The sequence below is a fragment of the Glutamicibacter sp. BW77 genome (assembly GCF_002332285.1).
In the GTDB taxonomy this organism is placed as follows: Bacteria; Actinomycetota; Actinomycetes; order Actinomycetales; family Micrococcaceae; genus Glutamicibacter; species Glutamicibacter bergerei.
Window position 1 is genome coordinate 53,389 of sequence record NZ_NRGT01000073.1, and the last position, 13,041, is coordinate 66,429.

Here is a 13,041-nt window from a genome sequence, read left to right on the forward strand (position 1 = left end):
CACCACCACAGAATAAGTCATCCGAGCGCGTCACCGCTCACCGCCTGAGCGGTGAACTGGTGACGCGCTCTATGACTGCCCACCGCCCAACAACCGAACAACAAAGATGGTGGAATCGTGAAACTCGAACTACGAGGAATCTCGAAGGCCTTCGGTTCTTTCTACGCCAATAAGGATATCGACCTCGTGGTCGATAATGCCCAAATCCACTGTTTGCTCGGTGAAAATGGCGCGGGAAAGTCCACGCTGATGAACGTGCTCTACGGCCTGTATCAGCCGACCGAGGGTCAAATCCTGATCGACGACAAGCCCGTACAATTCTCCGGGCCAGGCGATGCGATGGCAGCCGGCATCGGCATGGTGCACCAGCACTTTATGCTGATCCCGGTCTTCACCGTCGCCGAAAACATTGCTCTGGGAGCCGAGGCCACGAAGGCCGGCGGCGTCCTGGACCTTCAAGTTACGCGCAAGAAGATCCGTGAAATCTCCGATCGCTACGGGTTCGACGTTGACCCCGACGCGATCGTCGAGGATTTGCCGGTCGGTGTGCAACAGCGCGTGGAAATTATCAAGGCCCTGGTCCGTGAGGCGAAGGTGCTCATTCTTGATGAGCCGACCGCGGTGCTGACCCCGCAGGAAACCGACGAGCTGTTGGACATCATGCGCCAGCTCAAAGCCAATGGCACCTCGATCGTGTTTATCTCACACAAGCTGCGCGAGGTCCGTGCGGTCTCCGATGTGATCACCGTAGTGCGCCGCGGTCTAGTGATCGATTCGGTGGCCCCCGAAACTTCCACCACCGACCTGGCTAACCTGATGGTGGGCCGTGCGGTGCAGCTAAATCTGAACAAGGAAGCCGCAACTCCGGGTGCAGCGAGCTTGGTGGTCCGCGATGTCAGTGTGGTCAACGCCGCCGGCACCACCACCTTGGACCATGTCTCCTTCGAAATCCACCAGGGCGAAATCCTCGCCGTGGCAGGTGTTCAGGGCAACGGACAAACCGAGCTGACCGAGGCGATTCTAGGCACCCAGCCGGTGACCGCCGGATCGATCAAGCTTGACGGTTTGGAACTTGTTGGCAAATCGGTCAAGCAGGTTTTGCGCGCCGGCGTCGGCTTTGTCCCCGAGGACCGCTCGGTGCACGGACTGGTCACCCAGTTCTCCATCGAAGAGAACCTGATCTTGGACCTGTATGACCGCAAACCCTTCGGCAAGGGTATTTCGATGAACCTGGACGCGATGAAGAAGAACGCGACCAAGCAGATCGCGGACTTCGACGTGCGTACCGACAACGCGTTGAACCCGGCCTCCAGCCTGTCCGGCGGCAACCAGCAAAAGGTCGTGATGGCCCGCGAGCTGAGCCGCGACTTGAAGCTGTTCATCGCCTCGCAGCCTACCCGCGGCGTGGACGTGGGCTCGATTGAATTCCTGCACCGGCGCATCGTCGCCGAACGCGACAAGGGAACCCCGGTAATGATCGTCTCCACCGAACTGGACGAGGTCATGGAGCTCGCGGACCGCATTGCGGTGCTCTACAAGGGCAAGATCAACGGCATCGTGCCGGGCAATACCTCCCGCGAGGTGCTCGGCCTGATGATGGCCGGAGTCTCCCAAGCCGATGCGATCAGCCAGGCCGATCATGTTAAGGCCGACGCCGAACCAGTAGAAGCACAACCGGTACCTGCCCAAGCACCGCAGGTCACCCACAAACCTAAGCACAGCACCACAGCGGAAGGAGATGCGCAGTGAGTGAGCAAACCATCGGTCAGCCGCCTGCCGGCGACAAGCCCGTAGCGCCGCCCGAGGGCAAAAACTCGAATAACGAGCTATTTCGCAAAATCACGCAGGGTCCGGGCCTCGTCTCGGTGCTGGGTGTTTTTGTCGCGCTGGTCATCGGCGGACTGTTGGTGGCTGTCACCGACAAAAAAGTTATCGAGACCGCCGGCTACGTCTTCGCCCGCCCCAGCGATTTTTTCACCCAGCTGTGGCGTGCCGGAACCGAGAGCTACGTGGCGCTGTTTAACGGCTCCATCTACAACTCCGCACAGGGTTTTTCCCCCTTCTTGGAGACGCTTACGGTCTCCACACCGCTGATCTGTGCAGGTTTGGGCGTTGCTTTGGCCTTCCGCGCCGGCATGTTCAACATCGGCGCCCAAGGTCAGATCATCATCGGCGCCACCATGGCCGGATATGTCGGCTTCGCTTGGCACCTGCCGCTGGTGCTGCACCTGCTCTTGGTGGTGCTCTTCGGTCTGCTCGGCGGCGCGTTATGGGGCGGACTGGTAGGCCTGCTTAAGGCTCGCACCGGCGCACACGAAGTGATCTTGACGATCATGTTCAACTACGTGGCGCTGTACCTGTTGGATTTCTTGATGAATACCACCGCCTTCCGTCGTCCCGGTGAGACTAACCCGATCTCCCCGATTCTGGATGCCAATGCGACCTTCCCGGCACTGACTGGCTCGCGCTTGCACCTTGGTTTTGTGATGGCGATCTTGTTGACGGTGCTGGTGGCCTGGATGCTTAAACGCTCCACGCTGGGCTTCGAATTCCGTGCGGTAGGGCATAACCCTGAAGCCGCCCGTACCGCCGGCGTGAACGTCGCGCGCACCACCATCTTGGCGATGGCCTTCGCTGGTGCGTTGGCAGGCGCCGCTGGTGTTGCACAGGTAGCCGGCACCGAGAAGGTGCTCACCGTTGGTGTGGCCGGTTCGTTGGGCTTTGACGCGATCACCGTCGCGCTCCTTGGCCGCTCCACCCCGTGGGGAACCTTCTTCGCTGGGTTGCTCTTCGGCGCCTTCCGCGCCGGTGCGGTCAACATGCAGATTTCCACCGGAACCCCGATCGACATTGTCTTGGTGGTGCAGTCACTGATCGTCCTGTTCATCGCCGCCCCACCACTGGTGAAGTCGATCTTTGGGATGAATCCTAAAAAGCGCGTCCGCAAAACCGAAACCATCAAGGCAGGTGCCAAGTGACCACCACGACCTCAGCGGCCCTGCAGCCGTCGATCTCCCTGTTACCTAGCAAAAAGACTCCAATAGTGCTTAGTGTGATCGCTTTGATCACGCTAATCAGCTTCGGTTTCCTAGGCAGCAGCCAGGCCGCGAACTTCTCGTTGAGCACCAACACCGATGCGTTTAAGATCCCTGACCTGGTCTTCCCAGGTATGGCGACAAATATCGTCTTCGGTGTGCTGCTGCTCGCGGTCGCTGGCTACTCCTGGTGGCTACGTTCCAAGGGACGCACATTGCCCACCTACGCTGTAGTGCTCTGCGCGGTGCTTTTTGTGCTCGGCTTCCTGATTTGGGTGGTCTCTGGCGCGAACATCAACAGTATTTCTCTGGCCAGCCTACTGGCCGGTGCGGTAGTGCTCGCCGTCCCACTGGTGTTCGGTTCGCTGTCCGGGGTGCTCTGTGAGCGTGCCGGCGTGGTCAACATCGCCATCGAAGGCCAACTACTCGGTGGTGCATTCACCGCGGCGATCGTCGCTTCGATCACCAAGAACGCCTTTGCCGGGTTGATCGCCGCAGGCATCGCCGGCGCACTGGTCTCCCTGGTGCTCGCGTTATTTGCGATCAAGTACCTGGTCAACCAGATCATCGTCGGTGTGGTGCTCAACGTGCTCGTCTCGGGCATCACCGGGTTCCTGTTCACCACGGTGATGCAGGAAGATCCGGAACTGTTTAACTCCCCGGCGCACCTTCCGGTCATTGCGATCCCCGGGCTGAGCGCCATTCCGGTGCTGGGCCCGATCCTGTTCAAGCAGTCGGTCATCGGCTACCTGATGTACCTGGCGGTCTTCCTGGTCTGGTTCGGGTTGTTCAAAACCCGTTGGGGTCTGCGCGTGCGTGCGGTCGGTGAACACCCGAAGGCGGCCGACACCCTAGGCATCAAGGTTAACGCCACCCGCTTTTGGAATGTCACCTTGGGCGGCATCATCGCCGGTATTGGTGGCTCCTTCTTCACCCTGGTGGCCATCGACTCCTTCACCAAGGAAATCTCCGGCGGACGCGGCTTCATCGCGTTGGCCGCGGTGATCTTTGGCCGCTGGAACCCGATTGGCGCCTTCGCCGCCGCGTTGCTCTTCGGCTTCGCGGACAACCTCCAGGTGATCCTCACGATCATCGGCACCCCGGTGCCAAGCCAGTTCATGGCAATGATGCCGTACCTGGTGACGATCTTCGCCGTCGCCGGTCTGGTGGGCCGCTCACGCGGACCTGCCGCCGCCGGCGAACCCTATGTGAAGGAATGACGTTTCCCATGGAAAACAACACCGCGCCGTGGTCGCAGCTTGAAGCTGCGGCCGCGGCGGCGCTGTCCAAGGCGTACGCACCCTATTCGAAGTTCCGGGTGGGTGCCGCGGCGATGACCACCGATGGACGGTTGATCTCCGGTTGCAATATCGAAAATGCCGCCTACGGGGTGACCCTGTGCGCCGAATGCGCGATGGTCGGCGAATTATTTGCCACCGGCGGCGGCAAGCTCCAGCACTTTTTGTGCTTGGGCCAGCTCGAAGATGGTCCGGTTCAGCTGATCACTCCTTGTGGCCGCTGCCGTCAGCTGCTCTTTGAGCACCGCGCACCGGATATGGAAGTACAAACCGACACGGGTGTACTGAGCATGGAGCAGCTGTTGCCCTATGCCTTTGGACCCAACGATATTTCACTCTAAGCCGTAGTTTCCCAGCGGTCTCAAACACCGACGCTTTCCACCAGTAAGGAGCCGAAAGTGGCTACCGAAGCATTCAGCACCGTTGACATCATTCGTACCAAACGCGATGGCGGAATCCTCAGCGATGAGATGATCGACTGGACCATCGACGCCTACACCCGCGGGGCCATCGCCGAAGAGCAGATGTCCGCGCTGAATATGGCGATCTTTTTCCAAGGCATGAATCGCAAGGAAATCTCGCGCTGGACCCACGCGATGATCAACTCCGGTGAGCGCATGGATTTCTCCGGACTCAAGGACACCACCGGGAAGATTTTGGCCACCACCGATAAGCACTCCACCGGTGGGGTAGGGGACAAAATCACCTTGCCTCTGGCACCATTGGTCGCCAGCTTTGGGGTTGCGGTTCCGCAGCTTTCAGGCCGTGGACTGGGCCACACCGGCGGTACCTTGGACAAGCTCGAAGCGATCCCGGGCTGGCGCGCGGCGCTATCCAACGAGGAAATGTTTGCTCAGCTAGCCGGTGCCGGAGCGGTAATTTGCGCGGCGGGAACCGGGTTAGCTCCGGCCGATAAAAAACTTTACGCACTGCGTGATGTGACCGCCACGGTAGATTCTTTGCCACTGATCGCCTCGTCGATTATGAGCAAGAAGATCGCCGAAGGCACCGGCACACTGATCTTGGACGTGAAGGTCGGTTCCGGCGCGTTCATGAAGGACGAGGCCATGGCTCGCGAGCTGGCCGAAACGATGGTGTACCTAGGTACGGACGCCGGGGTGAATACCGTGGCGTTGCTGACAAATATGGACACCCCGCTGGGCTTGACCGCCGGTAACGCGATCGAGGTGGATGAATCCGTTGAGGTGCTCGCCGGTGGGGGACCCGAAGACGTGATCGAGCTGACCGTCGCTTTGGCCACCGAGATGTTGGCAGGAGCCGGGATCACCGACGTGGATGTGCGAGGTGCGCTAAATAATGGACAGGCCATGGACCGCTGGCGTCAGATGATCATCGCTCAGGGCGGCGATCCGGATGTGAAGTTGCCGGTGGCCAAAGAGTCGCACACCGTGTACGCGCAGGCTGAAGGTGCGTTGTTAAAGCTCGATGCCATGGATATTGGTCTGGCTGCGTGGAGCCTGGGTGCTGGACGTGCACGCAAGGAAGATTCGGTGCAGGCCGGAGCCGGTGTGCGCCTGCACGTGAAGCCAGGTGCCCTGGTGCGCCGTGGTCAGCCAATTGCTACCCTGCTCACCGATACCCCGGAGAAGTTCCCGCGTGCTATCGAACTGGTGGAAAAGGCGATCCTGATCGGTTCGGATACTGACCGTGCAGATACCCGACTGATCTTGGGTCGGATCGCAGCAAAATAATTTCGCTGAATTAGGTCGAATACTCTTTGACGTGATTCATTTCCGGCGACAGCAATGGAATTGGTTTCCTGCTGTCGCCGGTTTTTTACTCGCTGATTTGGGCCAACCAGCTGCGAACAGATAGCGTTGAATGCTCAGAAACTCAGGCTTTTTAGACTGGTGGGTGAGATTGGTGGCCTGCGCATCGGGGCCGGCGAGGCAATCGTGGGCTCCTTGAAACAGCTGCGACCTTCTTAAAACACACGAGGTTTGCCGCGGCAGTATTTTTATCCCAAAACTTCGGCTTGATGATCGCTAGCCAGTTCAAGTAGCTTCTTCCACGAAGCCAATCGCAATGTTCACCAGTAACTCCCAGTAAACTCGTGGGAACCAAAATGACATAGTCAATCGTTGATTTGATGAGTCCGCCGGGAGGTGTGTCTCAAAGAATTCCATAATACGACGAAGGTTGGATGCCAAGGCGCCGATCCTCGAGTGAGAATGGATTATCAGTGCTCACGCACATGCTCGGGGAAGAAATAAGGATTAATGGAACTGATCAACGAGGCAATCACGCAGGCTGCCAGTGCGTGGTGGGTTTTGCCGCTGCTGTTCTTGTTCTGCATGATTGATGCTTTTTTCCCGATAGTGCCTTCCGAATCTTTTCTTGTGTCGCTTGCTGCCGTGGGTATTAGCACCGGTACGCCCAACTTGTTCCTCGTCGCGTTGCTCGGCATCGCCGGAGCCATCCTGGGCGATCAAATTACTTTCTTCATCGGGCGCAAGCTTGGTGCGAAAGGTTTCCGTTGGATGCGTGGTGCGAGGGCCCAGCGGGTGCTGCGGTTCTCCGCGCGAAAACTTGAAACCTCCGGCGCACTTTTGATCTTCACCGCAAGATATATCCCCATTGGTCGTGTGGCGGTGAACCTGACTGCCGGGGCTACCGGTTTCAGCCACCGCCGGTTTACGCTCTTCGACGTGATCGGCTGTGTGACTTGGGGTGCCTATTCGGTGGGTATCGGAGCTTTGGCGGGCAACTGGCTGGCACACAACAAACTGGTCGGAATTATCGCCTCAGTAGTGATTGCCGTGGTCTTGGGTTACCTTATTGATTTGTTGGTTAATCGTGTGTTGAGCAAGTACGGTAAGCGTCCGCAAAAGGCTGATACCGTGCAATCGACCGGGGTATTGGAACTTGTTCCGCCAGAGCGTGAGCAGGGTTAACCTGCTGGCTTGACGATGGTCACATACAGGCTCGCAGATCTTTACCCATTAGAACTATCTGTGCGGGCAAAATGCGACTAGGCTCGACCTGTGACTGAAGAAATGATTCATCTTGCCTATGATCCAGAGTTCGACTTCCGGGATCTGCCCAAAGTTTCGCTACATGACCACCTAGACGGTGGCTTGCGCCCGCAAACCATCATTGAGTTGTCGGCGGAGGTCGGCCATGAGCTGCCTGCCACCGAGGCTGAAGCCCTGGCTGACTGGTTCCATGAATCGGCTGATTCTGGTTCATTGCCACGCTACTTAGAGACCTTCGAACACACCCTTGCGGTCATGCAGACGCGTGACGCGTTGATCCGTGTGGCTCGCGAATTCGTAGAGGACCTCGCCGCCGATGGCGTGATCTACGGCGAAGTACGCTATGCACCAGAACAACACCTACGCGAAGGTCTGAGCCTGGACGACGTCGTTGACGCCGTGCAGGAAGGCATGGAGCAGGCCGTTGAGGCGCTAAACAATGAGGGTCACCCGATTCAGGTTGGTCAGGTAATCTCGGCGATGCGTCAGGCTGACCGCGGTCTGGAGATCGCACAGCTGGCTTTGCGTCACCGTGGGCACGGTGTTGTGGGGTTCGACATTGCCGGGCCGGAGGAAGGATTCCCTGCCTCGCGGATGAAGGAAGCCTTCGATCTGCTGGCGGAAAATCTCTTCCCGACGACGGTGCACGCTGGCGAAGGTGCCGGCCTAGACTCGATCAAGGACGCGATCTTGGTTGGCCGTGCCACCCGTTTGGGCCATGGCGTACGCGTTGCCGAAGATATCGAAATTGAATTCGGTGGCGTTGATGATGACGGGGAAACCCTGGACCAGGACACCGGACTGGTTGCCTTGGGCCCAGTGGCCAACTGGGTTCGTGAACGTGGAATCCCACTGGAAATCTGCCCATCTTCAAACCTTCAGACCGGTGCTACCGCCGCCTTCGGTGAGGGAATTGAATCCCACCCGATCGACCTGCTGGTGCAGACAGGTTTTAACGTCACGATCTCCCCGGATAACCGACTGATGAGTGGCACCAGTCTGTCAGACGAGTTCGAACTTCTGGTCGAAGCTTTCGACTATGACCTCGAAGATCTGCTGGATCTGACATTGAACGCAGCAGAGGCTGCCTTCGTACCGTTGGAAATGCGTGAACTGCTGGTTGAATACATCAACGATTACTACGCCGACCTGCTCGACGAAGACGACGATGATGACGATGAGGAATACGAAGAGATCTAATTCTCGACGCATACTTTTGACCACAAGGGTCACCTAGACGGTGGCCCTTGTGGTGTTTAAAAACCTGCATTAGGCGTGGAAATATTACATTTCCGAACCCCGTTGCGGATTTATCGCGATCAGCGGTTAACTTCGAATACCAACGCCGACAAAGAATTTAGGAGTAATGACCGGTGATGGCCTCAGCGAGCATCACCATGACGCAGAGACTAAGCTGATTCGCACGTTACCTGTCATAAATTCTCGCTCGTGGCTTTGCTGCCCTGTGGGCAAGCGTAAGAAAACGGAAACGACCCTTGGCAGTCTATTCTTCTGCATCTTTTAGCCACGGTTCCAGCTTCAGCAGATAGGGTCGACTCATGCCCATCACTTTTGTCGCCCTGAATGAAACCGATACCGACGAAGTCGTCGACTTCTTGGTATCCAATTCATTTCCTTTTCATGTTCAGCCCGCTCCACAAGAGCAGGAGGCCAGAGCAAAAGTTTCTGCGGGACGTTTCTGGAACGACGATACCCAAGGCTACTGGATCAATGATGATGCGCGCCGGGTTGGAATGGTTGCTCTGGAAGACCTGCAAGATGAGGACTCTCCAGTGTTTGATCTGCGGTTGGCCGAAGACCAGCGAGGCAATGGACTTGGGTTAAAAGTCCTTCGCGCGCTGTGTGACCTAGTTTTTGAGACCATGCCTCAGGTGTTGCGTTTCGAAGGTCAGACGCGTGAGGACAACATCGCGATGAGAAAGACGTTCGTGCGTGCGGGGTTTGTGAAAGAAGCACATTATCGTATGGGGTGGCCGACCAGCGATGGGCGATACCTCGCCTCGGTGGCTTACACCATCTTGCGCCAAGACTGGGCAAATAACACCGTCACCACTTTTGACTGGGATGACCTCGCGCCTTAGATTTCTGCGTCAACTATGCTCGTAGCGTGGGTAAAATATACGAGGAAATCGACGAGAACCTGAAGGCTTGGATCGGGCAACACCCAATGTGGTTTGTGGCCACAGCGCCACTTTCCGCCCAAGGGCATGTGAACATGTCGCCGCGGGGTTTGGATTCTTTTTCGATTTTGGGACCCAACCGGGTCGCCTGGGTGGATTTCACCGGGAGTGGCGTAGAAACGATTGCGCACCTGCGCGAAAACGGTCGGATCTGCCTGATGTTTAACTCCTTCGAGCAACGACCACGCATTGTTCGGCTACATGGTCGTGGAACGGTGCATGTCCCGGGTGATCAAATTTTCGACGAGGTCGTTGCCTTGCACCCCAAAAATTTGGGTACACGCGCGGTCATCGAGGTTGAAGTGACTCGGATCAGTGACTCTTGCGGATGGGGCGTTCCGCAAATGGAGCTGACCGGTGAACGCGACACCATGGACCTTTGGGCACAGAAAAAGGGCGAAGCTGGGCTGAACGAATATCGTGGTCAGAAGAATTCGTTGAGCATCGATGGCCTGCCGGGGCTGGACTCACCGATGTGATTAGCTTGTCTTTATGCGAAGTGAGAGCGAACTAGACCGGCTCATCGGGATTATTGAGACCTTGCGAGAGCGTTGTGCCTGGACCGGCGCACTGACTCATGAGTCGCTGCGTACCTATCTAGTTGAGGAATCCTATGAGGTGCTCGACGCTATTGGGGCGAAGGATCCGCAGCTGTTGTGCGAAGAACTTGGCGACTTGCTCTTCCAGATTTTATTGCATGCACAAATCGCGAGCGAGCAGGAACACTTCGGTCTACAGGACGTGGCTAAAGCGCTGGCCGATAAACTTCTGCGGCGCAACCGCCACGTCTTTGATGCTCAGGGAAACCTTGAGCCGGCGATCACGGACGACGTTGCGGAGATTATTCGCATTTGGGATGCGGCCAAACAAGCCGAGCGTGACGGGGCACCAAAACGAAATAATGCAGGCCTTCCCGCTGGTCTTCCAGCACTGACCTTGTCACAAAAGCTATTGGATCGACACCATCGCTCAGGTGCCTCAAATCTTCCCGAAGCGACGGAGCAAATGCGCGCCCGGGTGCATGATGAGCAGGGTCTTGGTGCAGAATTACTGGCCCTGTCTGCCCGGGCCGAAGAGCTGGGATTAGACGCCGAATCGGTGCTGCGTGATGCGTTGACGAAAAAATATGCAGGGATGAAGAACGAAACAACGTCGCCCTAACAAGGTGTGACGCGCTAGGCTAGGAACAGGCAATGGTGCCAACGGTCGATCGGACCGCTGGATCGACCAGCCCTTAGACAACCCCTTTATACAAGGAGTCCTTACTCATGGCATTGATTGACGCCATTCACGCGCGCGAAATTCTCGATTCCCGCGGAAATCCGACCGTTGAGGTCGAGGTCCTACTCACCGATGGTGCCCACGGCCGTGCCGCGGTTCCATCCGGTGCATCCACCGGCCAGTTCGAAGCCGCGGAACGTCGCGACGGGGACAAGAAGCGTTACCTAGGCAAGGGCGTGTTAGGCGCTGTTGCATCGGTCATCGAAGAGATCGCCGACGAGTTGGAGGGCCTTGACGCCACCGACCAGCGCTCCATCGACCAAGCAATGATCGAGTTGGACGGTACCGAGAATAAGTCAAAGCTCGGCGCCAACGCCATCTTGGGTGTTTCCCTGGCCGTGGCTAACGCCGCAGCCGCCAGCGCCAACCTGCCACTGTTCAAGTACCTGGGTGGCCCGAACGCACACGTACTGCCGGTGCCACTGATGAACATCCTCAACGGTGGCTCCCATGCCGACTCCGATGTGGACATCCAGGAATTCATGATCGCCCCACTGGGTGCGGAATCGTTCTCCGAGGGTCTGCGCTGGGGCGTTGAGGTTTACCACAACCTCAAGGCCGTACTGCAGGAAAAGAACCTGTCCACCGGTCTGGGTGACGAGGGCGGCTTCGCGCCGAACCTGCCAAGCAACCGTGCGGCACTGGAACTGATCACCGAAGCGATTAAGCGCGCCGGGTACACCCCGGGCAAGGACATCGCCCTGGCGTTGGACGTTGCTTCCTCGGAGTTCTACGAGAACGGTGCTTACCAGTTCGAGGGCGAAGCTCGCAGCGCTCAGCAGATGAGCGACTACTATGCACAGCTTGTTGCAGACTTCCCACTGGTTTCCATCGAAGATCCACTCGATGAGAACGACTGGGAGGGTTGGAAGACCCTTACCGAAAACATCGGTGACAAGGTTCAGCTGGTCGGTGATGACTTGTTCGTTACCAACCCAGTGCGTTTGGCACAGGGCATTAAGTCCGACACCGCTAACTCGTTGCTGGTGAAGGTTAACCAGATTGGCACCCTGACCGAAACCCTGGACGCCATCTCGATGGCTCAGCGCGCCGGTTACACCACGATCACCTCGCACCGTTCGGGCGAGACCGAGGATGTCACCATCGCAGAGATCTGCGTGGCAACCAACGCAGGTCAGATCAAGACCGGTGCTCCAGCCCGAAGCGAGCGCGTAGCAAAGTACAACCAGCTGCTACGCATCGAAGAGGACCTGGGCGAGGCAGCAGTTTACGCTGGAACCAGCGCGTTCCCGCGTTTCAACAGCTAATATTCAGGTAAAACGCATAAGCTCGTCGGTAGTGGATACCGACGAGCTTTTCGTTATTTAATGAAGACAACGTTGGAAGTACAAGTTTGAATGGGGGAGTATGGCGCAGCGACCACCGCGCATGCCGCGACGAAATACCCCTACAGGTGATCAGCCACCTGAGGTGGTCGCGACGCACACGGATCCACAGGGCCACACTTCGGCCGAGCATACGCCTCATGCCCCACGCGGAGCACACGAAGCCGATCCAAGCACCGATGCGTTGCACATTGTGCCCACAGCGTCGCCGAGCACCCCTAGCGCACGCCGGGTTCGGCAGTTGCCTTCCGAAGAGCGCAAAACACCTAGAACATCTTCTTTTGGCGCGCCCAAAGCCAATTCGCGCAGCACTACGGCCAAGAGCCAAGGCGCTCAGGAAAATAAGTCGAAAACACCTTTGCGGGAGCGTGCTAAAAAGAAGCAAAACGAACGCCGCCGTGATGACCGGATGAAGTTCTCCGCAGCGGTACGCCGCAAGCCGGGTGAGAAGGCGCAGACCCCACATGAGACTCCGGCCGGAGCTCCGGTAGCGGCCCACCGTTTTTCCGGACGCGTTGCTGCGCTGCTAGTGGTACTCGCGTTTTTTGCTGTGATGCTGGTACCTACGGTGAATTTTTACCGGACACAAATGACCGAGATTAGTGAACTGCGAGCCTCAATCAGTGAAAAAGAGGCGCAGCGTGATGAGCTGAATGCAGAGATCGCACGGTGGGATGATCCGTTGTACATCAAGCAGCAGGCTCGTGAGCGGATAAACTTGGTCATGCCGGGTGAAAAGCTTTACAAGGTTGTCGGTGAACTTCCTACCGAGGAAGCTACCGCAACGCCTAACGGCAGCACCTATGAGGTGCGCGCAGATCTTCCTTGGGTTGATGCGCTGCTTGATTCGGTACACCGCTCAGCGACCGACTAATAAGCAAACA

General features: G+C 57.6%; 12 protein-coding genes. All 12 read left to right on the plus strand.

What is annotated here, in order from left to right; all coding sequences use genetic code 11:
• The first annotated feature begins 117 nt into the window (after positions 1-117).
• Positions 118-1,749: an ABC transporter ATP-binding protein gene (locus CIK74_RS12600; protein WP_229677023.1), complete on the plus strand. Its 1,632-nt coding sequence runs from the start codon at positions 118-120 to the stop codon at positions 1,747-1,749.
• Between the two features lie 11 nt (positions 1,750-1,760).
• The gene (locus CIK74_RS12605; RefSeq protein WP_096256777.1) at positions 1,761-2,978 is read left to right on the plus strand and encodes an ABC transporter permease; all 1,218 of its coding nucleotides are present in this window, start codon (positions 1,761-1,763) and stop codon (positions 2,976-2,978) included.
• Positions 2,975-4,255, plus strand: coding sequence for an ABC transporter permease (locus tag CIK74_RS12610; protein WP_096256557.1), 1,281 nt, complete (start codon positions 2,975-2,977; stop codon positions 4,253-4,255). Before CIK74_RS12605 ends, CIK74_RS12610 begins: the two co-directional genes overlap by 4 nt.
• Before the next feature lie 8 nt (positions 4,256-4,263).
• A complete protein-coding gene (locus tag CIK74_RS12615) occupies positions 4,264-4,674 on the plus strand; it encodes a cytidine deaminase (protein WP_096256558.1) in 411 nt (136 codons plus the stop codon).
• Positions 4,675-4,731: 57 nt separating this feature from the next.
• Positions 4,732-6,045, plus strand: coding sequence for a thymidine phosphorylase (locus CIK74_RS12620; RefSeq protein ID WP_096256559.1), 1,314 nt, complete (start codon positions 4,732-4,734; stop codon positions 6,043-6,045).
• Positions 6,046-6,573: 528 nt separating this feature from the next.
• Positions 6,574-7,248, plus strand: coding sequence for a DedA family protein (locus CIK74_RS12625; RefSeq protein WP_096256560.1), 675 nt, complete (start codon positions 6,574-6,576; stop codon positions 7,246-7,248).
• 90 nt (positions 7,249-7,338) lie between these two features.
• Entirely contained in the window at positions 7,339-8,529 is a 1,191-nt protein-coding gene (locus CIK74_RS12630) for an adenosine deaminase (RefSeq protein ID WP_096256561.1), read from the plus strand.
• 359 nt (positions 8,530-8,888) lie between these two features.
• Positions 8,889-9,431, plus strand: a complete 543-nt coding sequence (locus CIK74_RS12635; RefSeq protein WP_096256562.1) for a GNAT family protein — start codon at positions 8,889-8,891, stop codon at positions 9,429-9,431.
• Positions 9,432-9,457: 26 nt separating this feature from the next.
• Positions 9,458-10,009: a pyridoxamine 5'-phosphate oxidase family protein gene (locus CIK74_RS12640; protein WP_096256563.1), complete on the plus strand. Its 552-nt coding sequence runs from the start codon at positions 9,458-9,460 to the stop codon at positions 10,007-10,009.
• A gap of 13 nt (positions 10,010-10,022) precedes the next feature.
• Positions 10,023-10,691 (plus strand): MazG nucleotide pyrophosphohydrolase domain-containing protein, encoded by a 669-nt coding sequence (locus tag CIK74_RS12645; protein WP_096256564.1) that lies wholly within the window; start codon positions 10,023-10,025, stop codon positions 10,689-10,691.
• 107 nt (positions 10,692-10,798) lie between these two features.
• On the plus strand, positions 10,799-12,079 hold the full coding sequence (eno, locus tag CIK74_RS12650; protein WP_096256565.1) for a phosphopyruvate hydratase: 1,281 nt from the start codon (positions 10,799-10,801) through the stop codon (positions 12,077-12,079).
• Between the two features lie 100 nt (positions 12,080-12,179).
• Complete coding sequence (locus tag CIK74_RS12655; protein ID WP_096256566.1) at positions 12,180-13,031, plus strand: septum formation initiator family protein; 852 nt, start codon at positions 12,180-12,182, stop codon at positions 13,029-13,031.
• The last annotated feature ends 10 nt before the right edge of the window (positions 13,032-13,041 follow it).